The organism is Pseudomonas sp. Eqa60 (genome assembly GCF_018326405.1).
Lineage (GTDB): Bacteria > Pseudomonadota > Gammaproteobacteria > Pseudomonadales > Pseudomonadaceae > Aquipseudomonas > Aquipseudomonas protegens.
On record NZ_AP024342.1, the window covers coordinates 4,663,999 to 4,689,612 of the forward strand.

Genomic DNA, 25,614 nt, shown 5'->3' on the forward strand with positions numbered 1-25,614 from the left:
AACCGGCGGCTCGACCAGAGGACAACACCGGCTCAGGCCGGCAAGACGACCTGTGCGCGGTACCCCAGCCGACGCCACCTGCCACAGAAGCCCCTGGGTTCGTGGCTTTCTCGGGCAAGCCCCGCAGGCCCCCTGAACCTCAGCCGGCCGTGGGCACTTCCAGGCCGACCTTGACCCGGTTCATCGCCACCAGGGTCTTGAAGCGCTTGACGTTGGGGTTGTCGAAGAACAGTTCGCGGGTCAGCTGGGTGTACTGGGCCATGTTGCGCACGCAGAAAATCAGCACGAAATCGCACTCGCCGGCCACGTAGTAGCACTGCTGGACCTGGGGGCAGGCCTGGAAGTTGCGCTTGAGGGCGTCGATCTGGTCGATGCGCTCACTCTCCACTTGCACCTCGACGATGATGCTCAGTTCGTGCCCCAGGGCGTCCGGCGCGACGATGGCGCTGTAGCGCTCGATCACCCCCTCGTCGCAGAGGCGCTTGAGCCGCCGGTTGACCGCCGCGGTGGACAGGTTGACCCGCAGCCCCAGCTCGCTTTGCGCGGTGCTGGCGTCACGTTGCAGCTCGGCGAGCAGCTTCAGGTCGTAGGCGTCGAGGCTGGCATTCATGGGCAGGAAAACTCCGGGAAGGAACGGCACGCACTGCAACGTTTTTGTGCACAGCCGCCGATTATGCGAAACAAACCGCCGGCCTGCGCAAATTTATTTCACCCGCAACCCTGTGCAGAAGCACTGCGCTGCGGATTTCTGCAACCTTCGAGGGCCAGATTTGTCACAATCCCCACCCGGCCGCCATCACGCCATGGGGGCATCAGGCGGCCGGCAGCGAGTTCGATCGCCAAGGATTTTTATGACTGCCAGCAACACCCACTTCCAGGCCACCCCCGGCCGCCTCGAACAGATGTCCACGCGCATCGCCTTTTTCATCGCCGGCTTCGGCATTGCCGCCTGGGCCCCGCTGGTGCCCTACGCCAAGGCCCGGGCCGGGCTCGACGAAGGCACCCTGGGCCTGTTGCTGCTGTGCCTGGGGGTGGGTTCGATCCTTGCGATGCCGATTGCCGGCGCCCTGGCCGGGCGCTTCGGCTGCCGCAAAGTGATGGCCGGCGGCACCCTGCTGATCTGCCTGGCCCTGCCCTTGCTGGCCACCCTGACCTCGATTCCGCTGCTGATGGCCGCGCTGTTCATGTTCGGCGCCGGGCTGGGCGGCGTGGATTCCACGGTCAACCTGCAAGCGGTGATTGTCGAGCGGGCCAGCGGCAAGACCATGATGTCGGGCTTTCACGGGCTGTTCAGCCTGGGCGGGATCGTCGGCGCCGCGGGGGTCAGCGCCCTGCTCGGCCTGGGCCTGTCGCCACTGGGCGCGACCCTGGTGGTGATCGCCCTGATGCTGCTGGCGCTGCTCAAGGCCGCGCCGCACATGCTGCCCTATGGCAGCCAGAGCTCGGGCCCGGCCTTTGCCGTGCCCCATGGTGTGGTGCTGTTCATCGGCTGCCTGTGCTTCGTGGTGTTCCTCGCCGAAGGCGCGGTGCTGGACTGGAGCGCGGTCTTCCTCACCGCCGAGCGCGACCTGGATGCCGCCTACGCCGGCCTGGGCTACGCCGCCTTCGCCCTGACCATGACCCTGGGCCGCCTGACGGGCGATGCCATCGTCCATCGCCTGGGCGCGCGCCGGGTGATCATCATCGGCGGCACCACGGCCGCCGCTGGCCTGTTGCTGGCGACCCTGGCCCCGGCCTGGGAGGCGGCGCTGGTGGGTTATGCCCTGGTGGGCGCGGGTTGCTCGAACATAGTGCCGGTGCTCTACACCGCCGTGGGCAAGCAGAACGTCATGCCCGAAAGCATCGCCGTGCCGGCCATCACCACCCTGGGTTACGCCGGCATCCTGGCCGGGCCGGCGGTGATCGGCTTCATTGCCCATGGCAGCAGCCTGAGCGCGGCCTTCGGCCTGATCGCCGTCCTGCTGCTGGCAGTGGCCGCCAGCGGCAAGGTACTCAAGGTCTGAGCCACTGAAGCAGCCATGGGCCGAACTCTGCGTTGCGTCAGAGATTCGCCGGCAAGCCGGCTCCTACAGGCGCCATCGTCATGTAGGAGCTGGCTTGCCAGCGAAGGGGGTCAGAAGCCGACGCTGGCCTGGACAAAGAAGGTCCGGGGCGCGCCCACGTAGATCCCCGAGTTGTTGTCGCTGGAACGGGTGAAGTACTGGCGGTCGAAGACGTTCTTCACGCCGGCCCCCAGCTTCAGGTTCGACAACTGCGGCCCGAAGTCATAGCCACCACGGATGTTCCACAGCACATAGCCCGGCATGTCGCCGTACCGGCCATCGGCGCTGCCATCGGTGATGTAGTTGCCGTTGAAGCTGCCGTTGGCGTTCACCCCGGTGCCCGGCGAGTGCTGCTTGGACTGGGCGAAGGCGTCGATGTTGTAGGTCCAGCGGTCAATGTCGTAGCGCAGGCCGACAGTGGCCACCTGGCGCGAGTAGAACGGCAGGTCGCGGCCCTTGAAGCCGGGGATCTCGCCTTCATAGCTGGCGCGGGTGTAGGTGAAGCCGGCGTTGGCGGTCAGGCCGTCAAGGCTCGGGTCCAGGGCTGCCAGGTCGTAATGCATCGAGGCTTCCAGGCCCTGGTGCTTGGTGGCCCCCAGGTTGGTCCAGCCCACGTCGTTGCTGATGTATTGCAGCTCGTCGTCGAAGTCGATGTAGAACAGCGTCACTTCACCGCCCCACACATCATCGTTGTAGCGGGTGCCGATCTCGTAGGTCTTGGCCTTCTCCGGGCTCAGGCCGTTGGCCGTCTGGTCGCCCTTGCCGCCCTGGCCCAGCTGGAAGTACTGCAGGCTGCCAAAGGAAGTCTCGTAGTTGGCGAACAGCTTCCAGGCATCGGACAGGTGATACATCACGCTCAGGGCCGGCAGCGGTTCGTTGCTGTCGATGCTGCGGCGCTTCTCCTGCACTCGCACGCCGTTGGTGCCCGGGACCGGCCGGTCGTGCCAGTTGGTGCTGATGTCCTCGAAGCGGATGCCCGGGGTGATGGTCCAGTTGCCGACGTCGATCTTGTCGTCGATGTAGTAGGCATTGGCCTCGGTGCCGCCGGTACGGTCCTGGTAGACATGGCCGTCGGAATCCGCGGTGAGCACCGGCTGGTTGTTCACCAGGGCCACGCGGCTGGCCTGTTCATGCATGCCTTCCTTGAGGTAGCGATAACCCACGCTGACTTCCTGAGTGGTGGGCCCCAGGTCGAACACATGGGACACCCGCGGCTCGATGCCAAAGGTGTAGTAGGTGCGCGGGTAGGAGACCAGGGTCTTCTGGTCGCTGGCGGCAATGTTGCTGCCGCGGAAGCTGTCGGAGTAGTAGGTCAGCACTTCGAACTGGGTGCGGTCGTCGACCTGGCGCTGGTACTTGAAGGACACATCCTTGCGCCGGCCGCTGAAGTTGTCCCAGTCGCGATCGGAGTCGTAGGGCTTGGCGTCGTACTGCTTCTGGGTCAGGCCGCCGGGCATGTCGGCGGTGGCGTCGTAGTAATGCAGGTTGAACCAGAACTCGTCCTGCTCGGTGGGTGCCCAGTGGGTCTTGAGGATCACGTCGTCGATGTCGTTGCCGTTGTTGCCCTCGCGGTAGCCATTGCCGTTGACCCCGGAATACAGCAGCGCCACCCCCAGGCCGTTGTCCGCAGTGCCGCCAAGGAAAGCCGTGTCGATGTGCTTCCAGCCGCCCTGCCGTGAGGTTTCCAGGGTGGTGCCGATTTCCCCGGTGGCCTTTTCCGGAATCGCCCGGGTCACGAAGTTGATCACCCCGCCGACGTTCTGCGGCCCGTAGCGTACGGAACCGGCGCCGCGCACCACATCGATGCTGTCCAGGTTGCCGGAGGAAATCGGCGCCATGGACAACTGCGGCTGGCCATAGGGTGCAAAGGCCGCCGGCACGCCGTCGATCAGCACCGTGGAGCGCGGCGACAGGCGCGAGGTCAGGCCGCGCACGCCGACGTTCAGGGAAATATCGCTGCCACCGGTGCCGTTGGCATCCTGGACCTGCACCCCGGGCACCCGGCGCAGCACGTCGCCGACGTTCATCGCGCCCTGCTCCACCATGGCCTCACGGCGGATCACCGTACGTGCACCGGGGTGGTTCTGGACCTTTTGCACATCGGCATCGCCCAGCCAGTCGCCCACCACGCTGATGCTGCTGGTGCCCAGTTCCAGGGCACCGCCCGTGGCTGCCGGAGCCGGGCTCAGGGTCACCGAACCGCCGTCGATCCGGTATTGCAGGCCACTGCCCTGGAGCAACTGGCCCAGGGCCTGTTCCGGGGACAGGTTGCCGTCCACCGCCGGGGCCTGCTTGCCGGCCACCAGCTCGGGGCTGAAGAACACCTGCAACGAGGTCTGCAGGCCCAACTGGCTCAGGGCCTGGCCCAGCGGCTGGGCCTGGATGTGAATGGCGGCGGCTTGCCCGGCCTGGGCCTGGGGCAAGGCCGCACTGACCGCCAGGGCCAGGGCCAGGGGCAGCCAGCAGCGCGCGGGCAACGGGGATACGGCGGGAGAAACGGCTATTTTTTTCACGTCGGCGGCAGTCCTGTCGATCACACAAAGGTGCGTCTGTTAATGCAAACCAGTTGCAGTTGGACAAGAAGACGATGAACTGAAAAAAAACCTGAATCTAACGTGAAAAAATTTCCTGGCTACCGTCGGCAAGGGTCCGCACCTCCACCGGCAGGATGCTCGGCAGGGCCTTGAGCAGGGCCTGGGTGTCGTCGGACTTGAACACGCTGGTCAGGCGCAGCTCACCCACTGCGGCGCTGGCCACCCGCAGGGGCTGTTCGCGATAACGCGAGACTTCGGCCACCACCTCGGCCAGGGAGGCGTTGTTGAATACCAGCTTGCCGCTGCGCCAGGCCGTGAGCGCCTCGGGGTTCACCGCGTAGGCCTGAGCCACCTTGCCGTGCTCATCGACATGGGTGCCCTGGCCCGGGGTCAGGGCAATGAAATCATCCGCCGCGGCGTCGCGCCCCTGCACCTTGACCCGGCCCTGCTCCACCGCCACCCGGGTCTGGCGCTCATCGCGGCGCACATCGAAGCGGGTGCCGGTGACCGTGACCTTGCCCGCTCCCGCCGCCACCACGAAGGGCCGATCCGTGTCGTGCTCGACGTTGAACAGGGCTTCGCCTTCCACCAGCTTGATCAGCCGCTGGTTCCTGGCATAACGCACCTGCAGGTGGCTGCGGCTGTTCAGGTCGATCTGCGAGCCATCGGGCAAGGCCACATGGCGGCGCTCGCCCAGGGCGGTCACGAATTGCGCACTGTAGGAAACCGGCTGGTTGAGGCCACTGAACAGCCCCAGGCCCAAGGCCAGCGTCGCCACCCCGGCAGCCAGGGCAAAGCGCAGCAGCGGGCGCCGCCGGGCCTTGGCCGGCGGGGTGGCGCACAGCGCTTGCAGGCGCGCCCTGGGCACCAGGTCGGTGGCCGCCCACAGGGCTTCGAGCAACTGAAACTCGTGCCGGTGCTGCGGATCCTCGGCCAGCCACTGCTGGAACCGCAGTTGCTGCTCCGGGCTCACCTCGGGCTCCTGCAGCCGCGTGAACCAGGCCGCCGCCTCGTCACGAATCCTGGCCTGCGCGCTGGCGCAATCGCGGCTGTCCATCATGCAAATTCCTGTTTGGCAGAGGGTGAGAAATCGCCACGACTGATCATGGGGCCGACCCGTCCAGACGGTCGCGCAGATGCCGCAGGGTGCGGATCATATACTTTTCCACCATGTTCTTTGACAGCCCCAGGCGCTCGGCGATCTCGGCCTGGGTCAGGCCCTCGATCTTCTGCCAGACAAACACCTTGCGACAGTTGACCGGTAACTCGCCAAGCGCCCGTTCGATGGAATCGGCCAACTGGATCGCGTGCATGAAATGCTCCGGGTCGCCGCTGGGCGACACGCTGAGGTGGACCCCCTGTTCTTCCAGGGCACCGCGCCGGTCTTCTCGGCGAAAGGCATCCACGGCGATATTGCGCGCGGTCTGATGCAGGTAGGCGCGCGGCTGCTGCACCGTGGCGGCATCGGATTCCAGCACCCGGACAAAGGTGTCGTGGGCCAGGTCCTCGGCCTGCTGGCGATTGCGCAAGCGCCGGGTCCAGGTGCCGATCAACTCTTCGTAGTGCTCGAAAAAGCCTGGTCTGCGGGGCGGCTTGGCTGTCATCGCGGGGCGCTGGGGAAGTGGGGCGTGAATAGTAATGCTTCGCATTAATGCAGGCAATGGATTCACCGCCCACCTCGCGCCGGCGGTCGGCCCTAGCGGCTGTACCAGCGCGGCGACTCGACAAACAGGTGAGTCTGCCCCGCCACCAGCCAGTCCCCCAGGCACTGTTGCAGGTGGGCCAGGCAATGCACGGCCAGGTAGATTTCGTGGTACGGAATGACCATCAGGCGCAGGCTCAGGCCCATGGGCCCGCCTTGTACAATCGGTTCATCTCGGCGCCCTTTTTTTATTTATACCGAACAATTAACCGATATAATGAACGGCGAAATTTATCTGCGTCAAGAGAATCAAGGATGATTTAATAGAGATATGAACGATAAAACGAACGACCCAACCTCCCTGTCGCCCATCGGCCTGCTGGCCATGGCCATCAAGCGCGAGCGCCTGAACGCTGGTTTCTCCGTTTCGGAACTGGCCAAGCGGGCTGCGGTGGCCAAGTCCACCCTGTCCCAGCTGGAAGCCGGGCTGGGTAACCCGAGCATCGAGACCCTGTGGGCCCTAGCCCAGGCCATGGGCTTGCAGGTGACGCGGTTTTTCCAGCAACCGGCGCATCAGCTGAAAGTCATCCGTGCCCACGAAGGCACCACCGCCCATGCCGAGGATGCCCACTACGCGGCGACCCTGCTCGATGACTGCCCGCCGGGGGCGCAGCGCGACCTGTATCGCCTGAAGGCGCAACCCGGCCAGGCGCGCCAGTCCAAGGCCCACCTGCCGGGCACCGTGGAACACCTGGTGATCTGCAGCGGGCGGGCCCTGGCCGGGCCTGCGGACAGCCCGGTGAGCCTGGAGGCCGGCGACTACATCCGCTACAGCGCCGACCTGCCCCACGTGTTCGAAGCCCTGGAGGCCGACACCACGGCGATCCTGGTCATCGAACATCGCTAGAGCCCGGGCATTTATCTGCAGGGCCAAGTCTGGAATCATGCCCCACCGCCTCAACAGGAGTGAGCATCAATGCCGTATTTCTCCCGCCGCGCGCCCCTCCTCGGCCTGCTGCTGGCCAGCCTTGCCGCCCAGGCCGCCCCCAAGCAGGACCAGGACCTTCACATCTACTACAGCATGGTGCCCGGCCAGTTCATGCTGATCGGCAAGGAGCCCGATGGCGGGCCGACCTATTCGGGCACCGCGGTGATCCGCTACGAGAACCAGGCCCTGACCCTGGTCAAGACCATCGACGGCAAGACCACCACCGCCACCGGCAAAGTGGAACGGGCCACCATGGCCGAGGCCGATGTGCTGCGTTTCAGCTGGCCGGGGCACAACGCCACCTGCCTGGTGCGCGGCGACCTGGACAACTACTCACGCTTGAGCTGCTACTGGACCCGGGACGGGGTGGACCACAAGGAACCGGGGCTGGAGGCCTATTTCCCCACCGAAACCTGGCCCGGCCATCAGGACTGAAACCCGCCCTTCTGTGCTCCCACACTTTAGCGAGCCACGCCATGATCCAGATCGTCGAATACAGCAACCCCCACCATCGCCAGCCCGTGATCGACCTGTGGAACCGCAGCTTCGGCTACGACACGGCCCACAACACCCCGAGCCTGGCCATCGACCGCAAGCTCGCAGTGGATGACGCTCTGTTCTTCGTCGCCCTGGACCAAGGACAGGTCATAGGCACCCTGATGGCCGGCTATGACGGCCACCGCGGCTGGCTCTACGCCCTGGCGGTGGACCCGCAACAGCGCCGGCTCGGCACTGGCCGGGCCCTGGTGCGTCATGGCGAACAAGCCCTGCAGGGCCGCGGCTGCCTGAAGATCAACCTGCAGATCCTCAGCAGCAACGCCGCCGTGCAAAGCTTCTACCAGGCCCTGGGCTATCAGGTCGAACCGCGGATCAGCATGGGCAAGGTGATCAGCGCCAACCTCCCCGAACACCTGCGTGGCTAGGGGCCGCCGCCCCGCCCTCACCAGTTGTGCCGGTTGCTGCGCGGTGGCGCCAGCAGTTGCTGGGCCAGGCTGGCGGCCGCCAGCGGCGAGGCACTGTGCAACAGCGGATAACCCCAGAACTTTTCATAGGTATCGGCAAAGGCCTCGACCCCGGCCTGGGCCTCGGGCTCCGGGGCGATGACGATCATGGCCTTGATCCAGCGACGGATCGCCGCCTTGTTGCGTTTCATCCATAACGCCCCCTGCTTGAGCAATGCCTTGCTCTGCTCGGTGTTGCGCTGCGCAGGATCGGGCATGGCATCGCTCATCAGGACGAAGGCCTGACCGCGCTGCATCAACGCCTCCAACTGCTGGAACGGCTCGACTCCCGGCTGCCCGGCGCCTTTGGCGGGGCGCATCCAGACCAGGGGAAAATGCTGATGATCGAAGTACATGGGAACACCTCAAGAAAGCTGACAAACAAGAATGGTTATCATCTTCCGGTATGAACCTGTCCGCATCAGCCGAGATTGACAAGTTATTGATCAATCCGGCCAAACGACCGCAGTGATGGAGGTGGCCGTGGTGGCCTTGAAGGCGCTGGTGTTCGTCAAGCAAGGCCCTGCGAGCCTTTGCGCAGCCTCGCGGGCTCGGCGGCTACAGGGGTAGGTCGTGCTCCAGGGCCTGGCGGCGTTCGGCAAAGAAGCGCCCCGGCGGCTGGCCGACGGCTTTCTTGAACATGCGGATAAAGGCGCTGGCGCTGTCATAGCCCAGGGTCAGCGCGACCCGTTCCACCGAGTCGCCCCGGCCCAATTGCTTGAGCCCCAGAAGAATGTGCAACTGGCGCTGCCAGCGGCCGAAGCTCAGGCCGGTCTCGGCCACAATCAGACGGCTCAGGCTGCGTTCGCTGAGGCCGATCTGCTCGGCCCATTGCCCAAGGCTCAGGCGGCGTTCCGGCTGTTCAAGGATCTGCCCGGCCAGGCGCCGCAACTGTTCATGCCGGGGCATGGGCAGGTGGATCTGCTCCCGGGGCGCCGCCGCCAGCTCGTCCAGGGCCACGGCCATCAGCCGCCCCTCGGCACCCTGCTGGTCATAGAGATAGGGCAATTGCGCGCAGCGTTGCAGCAGCTCCTGCAATAGGGGCGATACTGCCAGGGTGCAACAGGCCTGCGGCAGTGAGCGGGCATGCTCGGGTTCGACGAACAGGCAATAGCCCAGGGCGTTCTCCAACCCCTGGACCCGATGGTCGGTGGCGCTGGGGATCCATACCGCGCATTGCGGCGGGGCCAGCCACAGGCCCTCGGCGCTCTCGCAACTGAGCACGCCGGACAATGGGAACAGCAGCTGGGCCTTGCGGTGGCTGTGCCACGGCCGCTCCCAGCGCTGTTCCTGAGTCGAGATGCGCAAGGCGCACACCGGGCGCGCAATCGCATCCGGATCCTCGGGCTGATCCTGTTCGTTCAAGACGGGCATCCACCTTCCTCCACGGCATCGGGCCATGCCCGCCATCCGTCTGACGGCCAGGCAAGCCCTGCAAGGTCGAGGATTGTGCCGGGCCCCTGGGGGTTAGCCAAGAACCGCGGGGCACACCGCTCTTCATCCCAGCGCCCTAGCGGTAGTAGCCATAGCGATAGCAGCAGCCGTGGTAGTGCCCGGGGTAAACCACGCAACCGCCCAGGGAGAGCATGGTGGCCATGACAATCAGCAGTGCAATGCGACGGGACATGGTGAATTCCTCATGGGTTCAGTGATACGACCGGCAAGCGCCGCTGGCGACCATCGCCAGCCGTGGCTGCACGGTTACTGATTCAACGGCGCAGCGCGCAGAGATCCGTCGCCGCCCCTGCACAAATATTTCCAGCCGCCGCTGCCCGCGCCCTGCCCCCGCCAGCTGAACCGGGGTTGAACCGGGAGCGGATAAAAATTTCATTTGCCCGCGACGGATTCCCAGCCCATCTATCGTTGAACCCATCAGCTGCGTTCATCAGCGAACGCAGGCCTGAAGGAGTCATCATGAAGCTTGTCCGTTCCCTGCTGCGTCTGCGCACATTGCTGCTGATCCCCCTGGCACTTGGTGCGCTGGCAAGCACGCCCTCCTATGCCGAAACCATCATCATCCAGCAGGCACCACCGCCCATGCGCTATGAGCCGATGCCGGTGGCCCGCCCCGGCTACGCCTGGGACCGCGGCAACTGGCGCTGGCGCGGGCACGGCTACGTCTGGGTGCCCGGCCACTGGCAACCGGTGATGCAGCGCGGGCACTGGATGCCCGGCCATTGGCAGGCCCATGGGCCGCGCTGGTACTGGGTCGAAGGCCGCTGGGTGCGCTGATGCCGTGATGCCCTGGACTACCCCGTTAGCGCACCGAGACTTGCCCACTTGAACGAAACCGACCCGGATCTGGAGTTGCTCAAACGCATCGGCAACAACGACGCGCAGGCCGTGAAGGAAATGGTCACGCGCAAGCTGCCGCGCCTGCTGGCCCTGGCCAGCCGGCTGCTGGGGGATGCCGACGAAGCCCGGGACATCGCCCAGGAGAGCTTTCTGCGGATCTGGAAACAGGCCGCCAGCTGGCGCAGCGAACAGGCACGGTTCGACACCTGGTTGCACCGGGTGGCGCTGAACCTGTGCTACGACCGCCTGCGCCGGCGCAAGGAACATGTGCCGGTCGATAGCGAGCACGCCTGCGAGGCCCTGGACACCCGCCCGGCGCCCGATGAACAACTGGAGGCCAGCGCGCAGAGCCGGCGCATGGCCCAGGCCCTGGACCAACTGCCGGATCGCCAGCGCGAGGCGATCGTCCTGCAGTACTACCAGGAACTGTCCAACACCGAGGCCGCGGCGCTGATGCAGATCAGCGTCGAAGCCCTGGAAAGCCTGCTGTCGCGGGCCCGGCGCAACCTGCGCAGCCACCTCGCCGAGGCCCCCGGCGCGGACCTCTCAGGAAGGAGAAAACCATGACCCCCGAACGCTTCGTGCACCTAGCCGACGCCTATGGCGCCGACCTGCAACGCTGGCCCAGCGCTGAACGCGCCGCCGCCCAGGCCCTGCTCTACTGCGGTGATGCCCAGGCCGTGGCAGCCCTGCGCCAGGCGCACTGGCTCGACAGCCAGCTGGACCGCTACCAGGTGCCCGCACCGAGCCCGGCCCTGGCCCAGCGCATCATCGCCGCCGCGCAGCAGCCCGGCGCGCCGTTCTGGAGCCGCTACGCCGGCTGGCTGGCCTCCCTGGGCTGGGTCGGGGTCGGCCTTACCGGAGTCGCCGCCGGCATGCTTGCGGTGGCCCTGAGCCTGCCGCTGTCGACCTCCGCCGAGGCCCTGCCCAGCGTGTTCGACCAGAGCGACGCGGAATTCGTCCTGAGCATCAATGCCGAGGAGGCCGAACAGTGAGCCTGTCCATGCGTGCGCTGAAAACCTGCCTGGTGCTGTCGCTGCTGATCAACGTGTTCCTGATCGGCGGCGTGGCCGGCGGCCTCTATCAGTGGCTTGGCCACCCCAAGCCGGCCCAGGCCCTGGCGGTACCCCAGCACGGCCTGCGCCAGGCCATGGCGCAGATGCCGGAAGAGCGCCGGCGCCAGTTGCGCCAGTTGCTGCGCCAGACTCGCATCGACAGCCAGCCGCTGATCATCGCCGGGCGCGAGGCGCGCCAGGCGGTGGTGCGTGAACTGGGGGCCGAACCACTGGACCGCAATGCCCTGGATGCCCAACTGGGCAAGTCCCGGGATGCCGACATCGCCCTGCGGGCCCGGGTCGACGAGGTCCTGGCCGACTTTGCCGGCAGCCTGTCGCTCAAGGAGCGCCAGCAACTGGTGGACGCCATGTACCTGCGGGGCCCGGGGAAAAACCGCGCAGCCAATAGAGATTGAAGGCCCGGCGACGGATTTCGCCCCGGGCCACGTTCAACCCTCAACCGCCCGCGATGGCCGCGGGCCCACTGCCCCCCTCAGGAAACCGCCCATGCTTCGTACGATCCAAAGCATTCTCATCGCCACCTTGCTTGGCACCACCCTGGCAGGCTGCGTGGTGGCCCCGGCCCATCCTCGCCGGCCGCCACCGCCGCCGCCCATTGTCGAGGTGATTCCGATGGCGCCGGCGCCGAGCTATCACTGGGTTGCCGGGCATTACCGCTGGCACGCCGGCCAGTGGGTCTGGACACCGGGGCATTGGCGCTATTGATGGCTAGCCGGCCACCGCTTCCAGCAGCCAGGCCTTGAACGCGCCCATGGCCGGAGTTTCGGCCCGGGATTGCAGGCGGGTCAGCCAGTAGCTGCCGGTGACAATGCCGATGTCGAAGGGCTGCACCACCGCGCCACTGGCCAACTGGCGCTGGAACATCAAGGGCGGCGCCAGGGCCACGCCCAGGCCTTGCAGCGCCGCTTCGAGCATGCCCAGGGACGAGTCGAAGACCACGCTCTGGGGCAACAGGCTGTTGGCCCCCAGCCCCGCCGCCTGGAACCACTGCGGCCATTCGTCGGTGCGGTAGGAGCGCAGCAAGGTCTGCCCCAGCAGGTCCGCCGGGCTGTGCAACTGGCGGGCAAGTTCCGGCACGCACAAGACCGACAGTGGCGCCTGCAACAACGCCAGCGCCTCGATGCCGTGCCAGGCCCCGGTGCCAAAGCGGATGGCATAGTCCAGGCCCTCCGCCGCCACGTCCACCCGGTTATTGTTGGTGCTCAGGCGCAGGTCGACATAGGGATGGCGTGCCTGGAAGTCCTCCAGCCGCGGCAGCAGCCAGCCCACGGCGAAGGTGCCCACCGCGCCCACCGTCAGCACTTCACGATAGTGCCCACCCTCGAATCGTCCCAGGGTCTGGGCGATGCGGTCGAAGCATTCGCGCAGCACCGGCAGCAGGGTCTCGCCTTCGCTGGTGAGCATCAGGCCCCTGGGCAGGCGCTTGAACAGGGTGACGTTGAGCTGGGCCTCCAGGCTCTTGACCTGGTGGCTGACCGCCGCCTGGGTCACGCACAGCTCGATGGCCGCACGGGTGAAACTCAAGTGCCGCGCCGAGGCTTCGAAAGCCCGCAGCGCATTCAGGGGCAGATGGGGACGGAGCATGGGCATTCCCTAGTTTTTCTAATGGCTCGTGCGAAATATGGTCGTTTGTCGATCTGCCCTAAACTGCCTACATTGGCCTCGCTCGCGCAGCACCGGCCACGCCCTCCTGTGCCAGGAAGGCTTCGCGGGCAGGCCGCCTGGAGCGTTCCCACGAAGAACGCCGGGGCCGCAAAGCCGCTGGGACAAACGCGGCGTACATAACCAGAACCCAGGGAAACCAACCAATCATGCGGCACACAACCTTGACCGGACTAAGCGTCATCAGCGCCTGCGCACTGCTACTGGGCGCCTCCAGCGCCTTCGCCGAGACCACCGCGGACAGCGCTCTGAAAACCACCGTGGACGCCACCATCCGCCCGCTGATGCACCAGCAGGGCATTCCCGGCATGGCGGTGGCGATCATCGCCAACGGCAAGCGACATTACTTTAACTACGGGGTTGCCTCCAAGGACAATCAACAGCCGGTGGACAACGACACTCTGTTCGAGGTGGGTTCGGTGAGCAAGACCTACACCGCCACCCTCGCCGGCTACGCCCAGGCCAGCGGCAAGCTGGCCCTTGAGGACCACGCCAGCCAGTACCTGCCGGCCCTGCGCGGCAGTGCCTTCGACGGCATCAGCCTGCTGCAGCTGGGCACCTACACCGCCGGTGGCCTGCCCTTGCAGTTCCCCGACGAGGTGCAGGGTGAAGACAAGACCCTGGACTACTACAACACCTGGAAACCCACCTTCAGCCCCGGCACCCAGCGCCAGTATTCCAACCCCAGCATCGGCCTGCTCGGCTACCTGGCCGCCCGCAGCCTGGGCCAGCCCTTCGACCGGCTGATGGAGCAGACGCTGTTTCCCAAATTCGGCCTCAAGCACAGCTACATCCATCTGCCCAAGGACCAGCTGGGGCACTACGCCCAGGGCTACGACAAGCAGAACCGGCCGATCCGCCTCAGCCCCGGGCCGCTGGACGCCGAAGCCTACGGGGTCAAGACCAGCGCCCCGGACCTGCTGCAATTCATTGCCGGCAACCTGCAACCGGGCCAGTTCGACCGCCCCCTGCAACAAGCCATGGTGGCGACCCAGAGCGGCTACTACCAGGTTGGCGACATGACCCAGGGCCTGGGCTGGGAGCGCTACGCCTACCCGGTGCCCCTGGCGCGCCTGCTGGCGGGCAACTCATCGGCCATGGCCCTTGAGCCGCACCCGGTGCAATGGCTGACCCCGGCCGCAGCCCCCAAGGCCGACGCGCTGTACAACAAGACCGGCTCCACCAGCGGTTTCGGCGCCTATGTAGTGTTCGTGCCGAGCCAGCAGATCGGCATTGTCCTGCTGGCCAACAAGAACTACCCCAACGAGGAACGGATCAAGGCCGCCCACGCCATCCTCACGGCCCTGGAGACCGGGAAGTAATCAACCCGGCAGCCCCTCCGGTGCCTGCGCCTGCCCGCAACGCCACCTGACCTTCGGTCACGTGGCGTTTTTTCTGTTGCCTCGTCCAGAGTGGCGCCTAGACTCAAACCAGCCCCCTCGACCGCGCACTCGGGCCAGGCCAGCCACTGGCCCGGCGCTTGCGGCGCCGGGCCTGATTCAAGGTTCGCGCTGAACCTTCTGCCAGGCTTTCCGGTCGATAACTGCAACCTGGCCAGGCTTGCCGGCGCTGCTGCGCCGGACATCGCCCGGGCACCACAGCCGCTGGAGAAACGTCCGTGATATCGACCCTGCAGATCGCCAGAATCAAAGCCTGGGGCGCCCATGGCTTCACCGCCACCGGGGTGGTCAGTGCCTTGCTCGCCACCCTGGCACTGTTCGACAACCAGCCCAAGGCCTGCCTGCTATGGCTGGGGGTGGCGCTGCTGGTGGATGGCGTCGACGGCTCCCTGGCGCGCAAGGTCAAGACCAGCTCGGTGCTGCCCAACATCGACGGCTCGGTGCTGGACCTGGTGATCGACTACCTGACCTATGTGTTCATCCCGGCGCTGTTCATCTACCGCTACATTCCCCTGCCGGAATACAGCGCGCTGCTGGCCACCTCGCTGATCCTGCTGTCGTCGCTGCTGTGTTTCTGCAACGTCAACATGAAGAGCCACGACAACTACTTCCAGGGCTTTCCCGCGGCCTGGAACGTGGTCGCCCTGTGCTTCTATCTGATCGAGCCCGGCCCCTGGCTGAGCCTGCTGAGCATCTTCGCCCTGGCCCTGCTGACCGCCACCCGGGTGCAGTTCCTGCATCCGTTCCGGGTACGCAAGTGGATGGGGCTGAACATCATCGTGACCTTCGTCTGGCTGCTCAGCGGCGCATTGCTGATCCTCAGCCACCCGCTGCACAGCCCGCCGATCATGGGCTTGTGGCTGGCAGCCTCGGCCTACTTTCTCGGCGTGTGCCTGTGGCGTTCGGCCCAGGAATGGTTCAGCAAGGCCAGCTGAACCCGGGCCGCGCGAACCATTGCCGGGGCCCGGCAAGCATGCAAGACTCCTGCGCCCAAGCCTCTGCAGCAGAGGCTTGGCGACTATTTGCCCGCCGCCCGCCGCGGATGAGTACCAGGCCAGCCCCCCATGACCCACCTTCCCTTGATCGACCTCTACCCCATCAGCGACAGCCCTCCGGATGAGCGGGAACGGCTGTATCACGAGGCCGCGCTGAAGAACAACTGGCCAACCCGGCCCTTGGGCGTGCAACAGACCGTGCGTAACGCCAGGGACTTTGTGCTGCATACCCTGGGCCACTACGGCGGTTCGGGCGTGGTCAACGAATTCCGCCGCCAACTCCAAGTGCACCCCCAGCTCAGGCAAACCAAGGCGGCCATGCCCTACCTCAAGGATTCCGCACCGCTCAAGGAGTATCAAAGAGCATCTGGCAAGTTCACTGCGGACACCTTGAATACCGAGGTCAGGCACTTCGGACGGTTTATCGCCCCCGGCCAGGTGCTGTTCCACGGTGGTTCCTGCCGCCCGAGCGAGGTAGCAACCTTCGTCACCAACAAACCGCTCTCGACCTCTTTGTGCCCGCAGATTGCCGCCTGGCATGCGTACAACGACCTGCTCCCGGCCCCCAACCCAGCCCCGGCGATCTGGATCCTCAGCGCGCCCTACGGCAACCGCAAGGCCGTGGTCTATCGCAAAGGCGGCGCCGGCATGGAACATGAACAGGAAGTGCTGATCGAAGCAGGCTCCACCATCAGCCCCACGCGTTGCTTTAACGTGCGCACCGCCAGCGCCAATGTCCTGGTGATCGAAGCCAGCCTGAGTTGAAACGGGTGCCTACGGCACCTCGGGCTGGCCGATCGCCGCGCTCAGGGCCAGGGCCAGTTCCGCCACCGAGTAGGGCTTTTGCAGGAATACGAATTCCCGGGTCTGGCCCTGGGCCAGGGCCGGGCTGTAGCCGCTGGTGAGGATGACCGGCAACCGCGGGTAGTCGCAACGGATCCGGCTGGCCAGTTCGATACCGCTCATGCCCGGCATCACCACATCGGAAAACACCGCCTGGAATCGGGTCCGCTCCTCGCCCAGGCGGCGCAGGGCCTCCGCCGCGCTGGTGGCCCATTCGGTCTGGTAGCCCAGCTCGTTCAGGGACTGGGCCAGCAGCACACCGACTTCGGGATTGTCCTCCACCACCAGCAGGGTCATGCCCTGGCCGTCGATCATGGGCACCACCGCCTGGGTTGGCGTCGGCAAGCCGGCCAGGGCCTCCGCGCGCGGCAGGTACAGGGTAAAGCACGTGCCCTGCCCCGGCTGGCTGTGCACCGCCAGGCCGCCGCCCGATTGCTGGGCGAAACCGAACACCTGGGACAAGCCCAGGCCGGTGCCCTTGCCCACCTCCTTGGTGGTGAAGAAGGGTTCGAAGATCCGTTCGATCTGCTGGGGGTCGATGCCGGCGCCGGTATCAGTCAGGGATACCGCGACAAAGTCCCCGGCCTGGGCACCCTGGCTGGCACTGGGGGGAATCTGCGCCACCCGCTCCACAGCCACCACCAGCAAGCCTTCGCCCTGCATGGCATCCCGGGCATTGACCGCCATATTGATCAGCGCCGTGTCGAACTGGCCGGCATCGGCGTGGATGTAGCAAGGCTGCTGCGGCAACTCGATACGCAGTTCGATGCAGGCGCCGATCAGTGGATTGATCATCTGCGCCAGCAACTGCACGCTGGCGCCGACGTCGAAGGTCTCCGGGCGCAGGTTCTGCTGGCGGGCATACGCCAGGAGCTGGCCGGTGAGCTTGCTGGCGCGGTCGACGGTGTCGGAAATCGCCTTGATGTACAGCTGCCGGCGCTCTTCGCTGAGGTTGCGGCGCAACAGGTCGGTGGAAGAACGGATCACCGTCAGCAGGTTGTTGAAGTCGTGGGCCACGCCACCGGTCAGTTGCCCCACCGCCTCCATCTTCTGCGCCTGGCGCAGGATGTCCTCGGTCTTGCGCAGCGCCTGGGCGGCCTCGCGCTCGGCCTGCATGTCACGGCCCACGGCGTGAATGTGGTGCGGGTCCGGCACGGCGCTCCAGGCCATCCAGCGATAGGAACCGTCGCGGTGGCGAAAGCGGTTCTCGAAGCGCGAAAAGCTCTCGCCCCGGGACAGATCGGCCGCCGCCCCCGCTGCGGCCAGGCTGTCCTGGGGGTGGATGAAATCGTAGAAACTGCTGCCTTCCAGTTCCTCGCGCTGCCAGCCCAGGAGCTGGGTCCAGGCCGGGTTGACGGCGACGATGCGGCCATTGAAGTCCGCCACCAGCATCAGGTCCGTGGACAGCTGCCAGATCCGGTCGCGCTCCTGGGTACGCTCCTGGACCCGCTGCTCCAGAGACTCATTGAGCCGCCGCAGTTCCTCCTGCGCCTCGCGGGTGGCGCTGATGTCCCGGGAAATGCAGAGGATCTTCTCCGGCTGGCCGGCCGCGTCGAGCATCGGCGTAACCTGCACATCCCACCATTTGGTGCGCCCCTGGAGGGTGTCGGCGGCGCCCTGGAACCGCGCCGAGCGGCCCTGGCGCGCGGCAGCAATGGCATCCCGGGCCTCCTGGTGGCCCTGGCCCTGCCAGAAATCCGGCCAGGGGCAGCCCCGCACCGCATTGAAATCACTGACCTCCATGACCCGCAGGCCACCTTCGCTCATGAACGACAGCTGGCCATCGAGGTCCAGCACCTTGATGCAGTCGTTGCTGGCGGCCAGCACCCGGGTATTGAGCTCGCGGGTTTCGCGCAGGTGCGCCTCGGTCTGCCGGGCGTGCCGGGCCAGCAGCACGCGATCGGTGGTCTCCACGGTGTGGCACAGCACTCCGAGCACCTGTTCGTCGTCCTCGTCATACACCGGGCTCATGGAGAACGACCACCAGGTCAGCTCTTCGCCAGGGTAGCGCTGCATGTTCACCGGCAGGTCTTCGTGGCGGCAGGAGTAACCGAGAAACGCCTGCTCCACCATCGGCTGGACATCCGGCCAGGCATCGGCCCAGAGGGTCTGGATGGTCTGCCCCAGGGCATTGGCCAGGCGCGGGCCGAGGACCGGGCGGTAGGCATCGTTGAAGAAGAACTGCATCTGCGGCCCCCACAGCAGGTACAGGCTCTCCGGGGACTCGAGCATCTGGCTCAAGGTACTGCGCAGCAGGCCGGGCCAGCCTTCACGAGGGCCCACCGCGGTCTGCGACCAGTCGAAGCGACGGATTGCAGCACCGATCTCGCCGCCGCGGGAGGTCTTGGGCGCTGCACCACGAGGTGGGGAAGTAGTCATGAACACATCACAGAAAAGGAAAAAGGCAACACTGCCATCCAATGGCCAGCGCAGGATAACTGACCCCGTGGATCCGCAGAAGTTGGCAACCGGCAACGCTGATTCGACAACGGCGGCCAAAGTGCCCGGCGAATGCCTTTAAACCCGCGCCGGCCTGGGGCATTCTGCACCGGCATTGCCACCTGCCCGCCGAGAACCGCGCGATGAATACCACCACCTTGCTGCTCTACACCTCCAGCTGTTTTATCGGTGCCCTGATTCCCGGGCCGACCTCACTCCTGGCCATGGCCAACGGCACCTCGCGCAATCGCCAACTGGTGGCGGTAGGCATGGCCGGTGCGGCGCTTTCGGATGTGCTGATCATCGCTGCCGTGGGCCTCGGGCTGGGGGCCATGCTGATGGCCTCGCAGCAGTTGTTCATGGCCTTGAAATGGCTCGGGGTGTGCTACCTGGCCTGGCTCGGCATCCAGCTCTGGCGCAGTGCGCCCCAGGCCCTCGGAGCCCAGCAGGTGCAGGCCGGGTCACGGCGCGTCGAGGTGTTCCGGCGCAGCTTCTCGGTGGCCATGACCAACCCCAAGGTGCTGCTGTTCTTCACCGCGTTCCTGCCGCAGTTCGTCGACCCCGCCCAGCCGGTCCTCATCCAGTACGCCACTCTGGCGCTGGTCACTGCGGTGGTGGAGGTGCTGGTGATGGGGCTGTACGCCGCGGGTGGCGTGCAGGCGGCGAAGTTCCTGACCGCCAGCGGCATGCGCCGGCTCAATCAATGCTGCGGTGCGGCGATGCTGGCGCTGGCGGGGTTTCTAGCGCTGTATCGGCGCAGCTGAAACACCGCGCCAGGTTTCAGAAGGCCAGCTTGTAACCAATGGAAAACAGCATGACCGCCAGGCACGGGCGCAGGATCTCGTCGGAAATGCGCCCGGTCATGTGGCTGCCGATCCAGATCCCGGGCAACGAGCCCATCAGCAGGAAACCCAGCAGGTGCCAGTCCATGTTGCCCATGCTGGCGTGGCCCAGGCCTGCCACCAGGGTAAGGGGTACGGCGTGGGCGATTTCAGTGCCCACCAGGCGCTTGGTGGCCAGGAACGGATAGAGGATGAACAGCGCCACGGTGCCCAGTGCACCGGCGCCGATGGAGGTCAAGGCAACCATGGTGCCCAGGATCACCCCGGTGACCACGGTCAGGCCATTGAGCCCGCCGGGGCTGGGCTGGTAGTCGCTGCCATGGCGCTGGGCGAAGGCCATGAGTTTCTTCTTGAAGACAATGGCCAGGGCCGTGAGCAGCAGGACGAACCCCAGCCCCTGCTTGATCACCGCGTTCAGGGCCTGGGGGTCGGTGTCGAGATTCTTCAGGAACCACAGGGTCAGCGCCACCGCCGGCACGCTGCCCAGGGTCAGCCAGCCGGTGATGCGCCAGTCGATGTTGCGGTTCTTCTGGTGCACCAGCACCCCACCGGATTTGGTGATGGCCGCGTACAGCAGGTCGGTGCCCACGGCCGTGGCCGGGTTGATGCCGAACCAGAGCAGGATCGGGGTCATCAGCGAACCGCCCCCCACACCCGTCATGCCTACGATGAAACCCACTACCAGGCCCGCGACTACAAAACCGAAGTTACCCACATCCATCAATAAAGCCCTACAAATCACGCGGCCAGGTCAAAAACTGGCGGCAGCATAGCGGCTAAAGCTTATGTCCATTTATATGAATAAAATCTAACGTTATAACCAGGACCATTTTTTTCATGCACAAGGCGCATGGAAGCCCCTGCGCAATTGCAGCCGCCACATGCCCCGGCGCCCCTGGCACGCGGCTAAAAAAAACACTTGCCGAAAGACGCCGAACGCTCTGCGCTGCACATCAGGGCCGCGGCATCCGGTATTCTGCCGGTCGCTTGCCGGGGCACCCGGCCTGGCACTCCCCCTGGCTCGTGCCTCACACCCGATTCCAAGGAAGGCCCATGACCTCTGCCGACACCTCGTACCAGATCGAGCACCAACGCATCCGCTTCAGGCGCCAGAGCCTGCAACAGGAAGCCCCCGAAACCGGCGCACCCGGCCGGGGCAACTGGGGGCTGGCACTGTCCGGTGGCGGCATTCGCAGTGCAACCTTCGGCCTTGGGGTGCTGCAGGCCATGGCCCGGGCTCCGGCCCCCGTCGTGGCGCAACCACAGCCTGCGGGCGCACGCGAACACAGCCTGCTGTCGCGCATCGACTACCTGTCCACGGTCAGCGGCGGTGGCTATATCGGCAGTTTTTTCAGCAGCCTGTTCCTCCCCGGGCGCCTGCAGCCGCAGGCTCCCCAGGACCCGGTGGCCCATGCCGCCCACAACGCCTACCAGGCCCTGCGCTTCGAGCCGCCGGGGCGCATCAGCACCGGCGTCGACTACGCCACTCGGCCACCGGGCCAGGGCCCCGCGGCCTGGCTGCGGGAAAACGGCCGCTACCTGACCCCCACCGGCTCCGGCGACATGCTCTACGCCCTGGCCATGACCTGGCGCAACTGGCTGTCGCTGCAGGCCATGATCGGCCTGCCCATCGTGCTGCTGCTCAGCCTGCTGAGCCTATTCCAGATCCTGAGCCAGGCCAGCCTGCTGCTCTGGCCGCTGATGGCCGGCGTGCTGTTCGCCCTGCCCTGCGCCGTGGCGTACTGGCTGGTCATTCCCCAGGGCGACCTGGACCGGCCGCCGAGCATGGGCAACGCGGCGTACCGGATCATGCTCGGCATAGTCATCGGCCTGTGGCTCAGCGGCGCCCTGGCCTACTGGCTGGCCCAGTGGCAGGCAGTGGGCGCCCTGACCCTGGGCTGTGCCCTGGTAGGCAGTTGCGCCTTGCTGATCACCCGGCAACTGGTGCGGCGCCTGGCCGACAACCGCGACCCGGCCAAGGACAACGCCTGCGCCAACAGCGTGCGCAACTATCGGGTGCAGATCACCCGCGCCCTGGGCCGGGCGATGGCCGCGGTGGCGGTGCTGGGTTTTCTCGCCCTGCTGGTGACTGCGGCCCAGGCGCTGTACAGCTACCTGCACGACCTGAGGGCCCTGGGCAGCCTACTGTTGCTGGTGGGCCTGGTGTGGCTGGTGCGGCGCCTGGCCCTGCTCAAGGATGAAAAACGCCTGCCGGGCTGGATGCACAAGCTGCCGCTGGACGTGCTCGCGCTGATTGCCGGCGGCCTGCTGCTGAGCCTGCTGTGCCTGTGCTGGGGCTTGCTGGTGCAGTGGATCGCCCACGACGGCGGGGTGGTGTCCGGCGACCACGCGGTGGCCTGGCGGCTGGCGGCGCTGAGCCTGCTGGCGGCCGTGCTGACCCACATCAGCGGGCGCTTCATCGGCTTCCTCAATACCTCATCGCTGCAGGCCTTCTACTCGGCGCGGCTGATCCGCGCCTACCTGGGCGCCTCCAATGGCCGACGCTTCAACGGCCCGGCCGCACAGCGCCGCACCTACATGAGCGTGGCCGAGCCCATGTCCAGCGACGACCTGTCGCTGCAGCAGTACTACGCCAGCCCCAGTGCCGGCCCGGTGCACTTGATCAACGTCACCATGAACCTGACCGTCGACCCGGCCGAACAACTGGTGCAGCGCGACCGCAAGGGCAAGCCGCTGTGCATCGCGCCGAACTGGGCACCCGACAGCCCGGCCCCCAGCGCCGAATGCCCGGCAGAACGCTACATTCTCGATGGCACGGCCTATCGTCGCGACCTCGACCATGGCCCGGCCTCGGAGATCATGAGCCCGCTGACCCTGGGCCAGTGGATCGGCGTCTCCGGCGCCGCCTTCAGCACCGGCCTGGGTCGCGCCACCAGCCTCGGCATGTCGCTGGTGCTGGGGCTGGCCAACGTGCGCCTGGGCATCTGGTGGCCCAGCCACTTCCTCGACCCCGGGCAACAGCACTGGGTGCCCCGGGACCTCAAGCCCTGGACCCGCTACGGCACCCAGGCCTACCTGTTCTATGAACTGACCGCGCGCTTTCACGGCTACCGCCGCGACTACCAGTACCTGTCAGACGGCGGGCACTTCGAAAACACCGGTACCTACGAACTGCTGCGCAAGGAGCGCAAGGTGGAATTGATCGTCACCTGCGACGCCGGCTGCGACCCCGACTACCAGTTCGACGACCTGGCCAACCTGGTGCGCCTGGCGCGCATCGACCAGGCGCTGGAGATCCGCGAAGACCCGGGGGTTCTGAGCCATCCGCAGCTCAAGACGGTGTTTGCCAGCCTTGAGGAATTCCGCCAGCCACCGAGCGCCGAGAACCAGAAATGCGCCCTGCTGCTCAACGTCCATGCCCACTCCCCGGGCAGTGACGATGACCTGTGCCAGACGCCCCACTGCCGGATCCTGGTGCTCAAGCCCCGGCTGATCGCCGGACTGACGCCGGACGTGCTGAACTACGCCCGGACCAATCCGGGCTTTCCCAACCAGAGCACCGTGGATCAGTTTTTCGACGAGGCGCAGTTCGAGAGTTACCGGCAACTGGGCCTGAGCATTGGCCAGGCAGTCTTCGGCACCCAGTGCCAGCCCAGCGAGATTGCCCAGGCGTTGTGGCGGTATCTGCAATAGCCCCGGCAGCGCCGGGGCCTGCCGGTCAAGGGGTCTTGTGCCGCTTCACCGCTTCCAGCCATTGCGCTTCAAGGCGTTCCTGGTGCGGGTCGATGCCATGCTCGGCCAGCAGCGCCAGATGCCGCTCCACCTCACCGTGCATCTGCCCGTGGGCGCTGGAGTTGGCGTCCAGCTGGTGCATCTGGATCAGCCCCAGGTGATAGAAGCGCAGCAGCTTGAGGGCTGCAGGATCACCCGCCGCAACCCCGGCGGTGACCTGGTGCATGACGTTGGTCACCCGCATCAGGCTGCGCTTGAGGCGCCAGCCATAGACCGCCGCCGCCATCCACGGCTTGCTCCAGAACACACTGCGCAACAACGCCGCGCTGATCAGCAGGCCGGTGAACACACCTGCCGCGTTCCACAGCAGGTTGTCCCCGCCGGGCTGGCCGAACAGCGCCACCGCCGCGCTGGAAAACAGCATGGCCAGGGCAATGAACACCAGCGCGATGATCAAGGTGCTGCGCCGGGTTTGCCGACGGTAAGTCTCAGGGTCCTGCGGGGTGATGACGAACATGGGCGCGACGGGCTCCAATGGCTGAACGTGAGTGGCTGGCGCGCATTATCACCGCTGGACCGGCCGCCGGTGGGTTAAACGGGAAAAATATCCCATTAGGCTGATCCAGGTCGGTGTATTCCCCTGCCCCCGCGTCAACGCCGCTGCAACGACCGCCCCAGGCGCCGCCAGCCCAGCACCACCCCGCTGGCGCTGACCAGCAAACCTCCGGCGCTGAAGGCGATCATCCACAGATCCCACAACGGCCGGTTGGCCAGCAGCGGCAGCCAGTCCCAACTGTGCAGCAGGGCGAACAGCCAGCGCGAGGCGCGGCGCGGCTGGTCCAGTTGGCCGACGATGGCGCCGGTGTGCAGGTCCAGGTGCAGCCAGGTCTGCGCCGGGTCGTCGAAACGCACCCGCAGCACCGGCAGGCGCTGCTGCAGGTGGCCCATCATGCTCTGCGGTTCCCGGGCGTAGTAATAGAAGTCGTAGGCGGCAAGTTGCTCGACGAGCATCGGTTGCCCTGGCCGGATGGCCCAGGCCGCCTGCTGCAAGGTGCCGGGGTGGAACCGGCGCTGGACCCGATCCCCGGCCATGTCGAAGATCCGCGTACGCCCGGCGCCGTCATAGCCAATCACATACCCCTTGCCGGCGATCATCCGCCACTCCAGTTCCCGGGCCTGCAGGCCGTCATCGGCAAAGCGTTGCAGGACCTGCCCGGCATTCAGCGGGAAGGCCAGGGCGCCCAGTGGACCACCCTGGTACGCCGCCACCGACAAGGGCTGGGCGCTGCTGAAGAGCTTCCACGGGTTCATCGACATCAGGCCACTGAAGATCCAGGTGATCAGCAGCACGCCGAACAGCATGCCCCCCAGGTGATGCCAGCGGGCAAAACCCTGGTACGGCGAGTGCGAGCCGTTGCGGTAGGTGCGCTTGAAGCGCCAGCGCAGCACGCCCACCGCCAGGCCGAGCACCGCCATCAGGGTGGCGGCCAGGGACAGATAGGTGACGATCGGCCCCCAGGCGCCATCGATGCCGATGCCCCGCAGCGGGTACAGCCAGTGCAGCCAGGCGCCGATCCAGTTCCAGCCGCGTTCACTGGCGGTAGCGTCACGCACCACCTCGCCGGTGGTGCCGGAGATATACAGCAGGCGCCGTTCGGCATCGGCAATGGCCACCCGGTGCAGCGGCCGGTCGGCATCCAGGGCCCGGGACAGGCTCCACATGTCTTCCTGCACGACGCCACGATCACGCGCCACCGCTTCGGGGGCGAACTGCCGGGCCGCGGCCAGGGCTTCGACCCTATCGGGGGGCGCCGCCGGCAGGCCGCTGTGGGAGTCGACCGCCACCTTGCGCGGCCCGGGGTATTCAAGGATGTAGCGCGGCTGCCCCGCCACCGTGGTCAGGCGGATGCGGGTGGGCGGCTGGTGCGGATCGGCGGCGTGCAGCACCTGCCCCAGGTCGGCTGGGGCAGACTCCAGTTGCAGCACCGGCAGGTGGGCCAGGTGCTCGGCCGGGGTCAGCTTGGGGTAGCCGACATACAGCATCACCACCCCGGAGATAAACCACAGGGCCATGAACAGGCAGGCAACGATGCCCAGCCAACGGTGCCAGAGGTACAGGTAACGCTTCATCACGGGTAACTCGCAGATGCGCGGGGCGCCAC

Annotated in this window: 26 protein-coding genes; 14 read left to right on the forward strand and 12 right to left on the reverse strand. The window is 66.4% G+C overall.

What is annotated here, in order from left to right; all coding sequences use genetic code 11:
- Positions 1-139: 139 nt before the first annotated feature.
- Entirely contained in the window at positions 140-610 is a 471-nt protein-coding gene (locus KI242_RS21090; RefSeq protein WP_011062321.1) for an Lrp/AsnC family transcriptional regulator, read from the reverse strand.
- Between the two features lie 241 nt (positions 611-851).
- Between KI242_RS21090 and KI242_RS21095 the strand changes: the two genes are divergently transcribed.
- The gene (locus tag KI242_RS21095; RefSeq protein ID WP_011062322.1) at positions 852-2,003 is read left to right on the forward strand and encodes an MFS transporter; all 1,152 of its coding nucleotides are present in this window, start codon (positions 852-854) and stop codon (positions 2,001-2,003) included.
- Positions 2,004-2,113: 110 nt separating this feature from the next.
- Here KI242_RS21095 and KI242_RS21100 read toward each other — a convergent pair whose 3' ends face one another.
- The 4 genes from KI242_RS21100 to KI242_RS21115 form a co-directional block, all read right to left on the reverse strand.
- Complete coding sequence (locus KI242_RS21100) at positions 2,114-4,555, reverse strand: TonB-dependent receptor (protein WP_077934523.1); 2,442 nt, start codon at positions 4,553-4,555, stop codon at positions 2,114-2,116.
- 97 nt (positions 4,556-4,652) lie between these two features.
- Positions 4,653-5,636, reverse strand: a complete 984-nt coding sequence (locus tag KI242_RS21105) for a FecR family protein (protein ID WP_053159534.1) — start codon at positions 5,634-5,636, stop codon at positions 4,653-4,655.
- 43 nt (positions 5,637-5,679) lie between these two features.
- Positions 5,680-6,180 (reverse strand): sigma-70 family RNA polymerase sigma factor, encoded by a 501-nt coding sequence (locus tag KI242_RS21110; protein WP_011062325.1) that lies wholly within the window; start codon positions 6,178-6,180, stop codon positions 5,680-5,682.
- Between the two features lie 92 nt (positions 6,181-6,272).
- Positions 6,273-6,425, reverse strand: coding sequence for a hypothetical protein (locus tag KI242_RS21115; RefSeq protein WP_011062326.1), 153 nt, complete (start codon positions 6,423-6,425; stop codon positions 6,273-6,275).
- A 124-nt stretch (positions 6,426-6,549) separates the two neighbouring features.
- Here KI242_RS21115 and KI242_RS32015 point away from each other — a divergent pair, with 124 nt between their 5' ends.
- The 3 genes from KI242_RS32015 (at position 6,550) to KI242_RS21130 (ending at position 8,129) form a co-directional block, all read left to right on the forward strand.
- Positions 6,550-7,125 carry an XRE family transcriptional regulator gene (locus KI242_RS32015; protein WP_011062327.1) on the forward strand — a complete coding sequence of 192 codons (576 nt, stop codon included), beginning with the start codon at positions 6,550-6,552 and terminating at the stop codon, positions 7,123-7,125.
- Between the two features lie 69 nt (positions 7,126-7,194).
- Positions 7,195-7,641, forward strand: coding sequence for a hypothetical protein (locus tag KI242_RS21125; RefSeq protein WP_015636386.1), 447 nt, complete (start codon positions 7,195-7,197; stop codon positions 7,639-7,641).
- A gap of 41 nt (positions 7,642-7,682) precedes the next feature.
- Positions 7,683-8,129 (forward strand): GNAT family acetyltransferase, encoded by a 447-nt coding sequence (locus KI242_RS21130; protein ID WP_011062328.1) that lies wholly within the window; start codon positions 7,683-7,685, stop codon positions 8,127-8,129.
- A gap of 17 nt (positions 8,130-8,146) precedes the next feature.
- On the opposite strand, the gene KI242_RS21135 is transcribed toward KI242_RS21130, so the two are convergent.
- The gene (locus KI242_RS21135; RefSeq protein WP_011062329.1) at positions 8,147-8,563 is read right to left on the reverse strand and encodes a hypothetical protein; all 417 of its coding nucleotides are present in this window, start codon (positions 8,561-8,563) and stop codon (positions 8,147-8,149) included.
- A 202-nt stretch (positions 8,564-8,765) separates the two neighbouring features.
- Complete coding sequence (locus tag KI242_RS21140; RefSeq protein WP_015636387.1) at positions 8,766-9,581, reverse strand: helix-turn-helix transcriptional regulator; 816 nt, start codon at positions 9,579-9,581, stop codon at positions 8,766-8,768.
- A 540-nt stretch (positions 9,582-10,121) separates the two neighbouring features.
- Here KI242_RS21140 and KI242_RS21145 point away from each other — a divergent pair.
- The 5 genes from KI242_RS21145 to KI242_RS21165 all read left to right on the forward strand — a co-directional run bounded on the left by KI242_RS21145 (position 10,122) and on the right by KI242_RS21165 (position 12,283).
- Entirely contained in the window at positions 10,122-10,439 is a 318-nt protein-coding gene (locus KI242_RS21145) for a YXWGXW repeat-containing protein (RefSeq protein ID WP_015636389.1), read from the forward strand.
- Positions 10,440-10,487: 48 nt separating this feature from the next.
- Positions 10,488-11,069 (forward strand): RNA polymerase sigma factor, encoded by a 582-nt coding sequence (locus tag KI242_RS21150; RefSeq protein ID WP_015636390.1) that lies wholly within the window; start codon positions 10,488-10,490, stop codon positions 11,067-11,069.
- Positions 11,066-11,497, forward strand: coding sequence for a hypothetical protein (locus tag KI242_RS21155; protein WP_212805538.1), 432 nt, complete (start codon positions 11,066-11,068; stop codon positions 11,495-11,497). Before KI242_RS21150 ends, KI242_RS21155 begins: the two co-directional genes overlap by 4 nt.
- The gene (locus KI242_RS21160; RefSeq protein WP_019094676.1) at positions 11,494-11,973 is read left to right on the forward strand and encodes a periplasmic heavy metal sensor; all 480 of its coding nucleotides are present in this window, start codon (positions 11,494-11,496) and stop codon (positions 11,971-11,973) included. Before KI242_RS21155 ends, KI242_RS21160 begins: the two co-directional genes overlap by 4 nt.
- Positions 11,974-12,064: 91 nt before the next feature.
- Positions 12,065-12,283 carry a YXWGXW repeat-containing protein gene (locus KI242_RS21165; protein ID WP_011062335.1) on the forward strand — a complete coding sequence of 73 codons (219 nt, stop codon included), beginning with the start codon at positions 12,065-12,067 and terminating at the stop codon, positions 12,281-12,283.
- Between the two features lie 3 nt (positions 12,284-12,286).
- Here KI242_RS21165 and gcvA read toward each other — a convergent pair whose 3' ends face one another.
- Positions 12,287-13,162, reverse strand: a complete 876-nt coding sequence (gcvA, locus tag KI242_RS21170; protein ID WP_011062336.1) for a transcriptional regulator GcvA — start codon at positions 13,160-13,162, stop codon at positions 12,287-12,289.
- A 227-nt stretch (positions 13,163-13,389) separates the two neighbouring features.
- On the opposite strand from gcvA, the gene ampC reads away from it, so the two are divergent.
- The 3 genes from ampC (at position 13,390) to KI242_RS21185 (ending at position 16,400) form a co-directional block, all read left to right on the forward strand.
- Complete coding sequence (gene ampC / locus KI242_RS21175; protein ID WP_011062337.1) at positions 13,390-14,562, forward strand: class C beta-lactamase; 1,173 nt, start codon at positions 13,390-13,392, stop codon at positions 14,560-14,562.
- A gap of 296 nt (positions 14,563-14,858) precedes the next feature.
- Positions 14,859-15,575, forward strand: a complete 717-nt coding sequence (gene pcsA, locus KI242_RS21180) for a phosphatidylcholine synthase (protein ID WP_011062338.1) — start codon at positions 14,859-14,861, stop codon at positions 15,573-15,575.
- A 129-nt stretch (positions 15,576-15,704) separates the two neighbouring features.
- Positions 15,705-16,400 (forward strand): hypothetical protein, encoded by a 696-nt coding sequence (locus KI242_RS21185; protein WP_212805539.1) that lies wholly within the window; start codon positions 15,705-15,707, stop codon positions 16,398-16,400.
- 9 nt (positions 16,401-16,409) lie between these two features.
- On the opposite strand, the gene KI242_RS21190 is transcribed toward KI242_RS21185, so the two are convergent.
- On the reverse strand, positions 16,410-18,857 hold the full coding sequence (locus tag KI242_RS21190) for a PAS domain-containing protein (RefSeq protein ID WP_015636392.1): 2,448 nt from the start codon (positions 18,855-18,857) through the stop codon (positions 16,410-16,412).
- Between the two features lie 203 nt (positions 18,858-19,060).
- On the opposite strand from KI242_RS21190, the gene KI242_RS21195 reads away from it, so the two are divergent.
- The gene (locus KI242_RS21195; RefSeq protein WP_015636393.1) at positions 19,061-19,681 is read left to right on the forward strand and encodes a LysE family translocator; all 621 of its coding nucleotides are present in this window, start codon (positions 19,061-19,063) and stop codon (positions 19,679-19,681) included.
- A 16-nt stretch (positions 19,682-19,697) separates the two neighbouring features.
- Here the strand turns inward: KI242_RS21195 and KI242_RS21200 are convergent, their stop codons facing one another.
- Positions 19,698-20,480: a sulfite exporter TauE/SafE family protein gene (locus KI242_RS21200; protein WP_011062341.1), complete on the reverse strand. Its 783-nt coding sequence runs from the start codon at positions 20,478-20,480 to the stop codon at positions 19,698-19,700.
- Positions 20,481-20,812: 332 nt separating this feature from the next.
- Between KI242_RS21200 and KI242_RS21205 the strand changes: the two genes are divergently transcribed.
- Positions 20,813-23,413: a hypothetical protein gene (locus KI242_RS21205; RefSeq protein WP_212805540.1), complete on the forward strand. Its 2,601-nt coding sequence runs from the start codon at positions 20,813-20,815 to the stop codon at positions 23,411-23,413.
- Between the two features lie 25 nt (positions 23,414-23,438).
- Here KI242_RS21205 and KI242_RS21210 read toward each other — a convergent pair whose 3' ends face one another.
- Positions 23,439-23,969, reverse strand: coding sequence for a DUF3087 domain-containing protein (locus KI242_RS21210; RefSeq protein ID WP_011062343.1), 531 nt, complete (start codon positions 23,967-23,969; stop codon positions 23,439-23,441).
- Between the two features lie 134 nt (positions 23,970-24,103).
- Entirely contained in the window at positions 24,104-25,582 is a 1,479-nt protein-coding gene (locus KI242_RS21215; RefSeq protein WP_212805541.1) for a PepSY domain-containing protein, read from the reverse strand.
- Positions 25,583-25,614 lie beyond the last annotated feature (32 nt).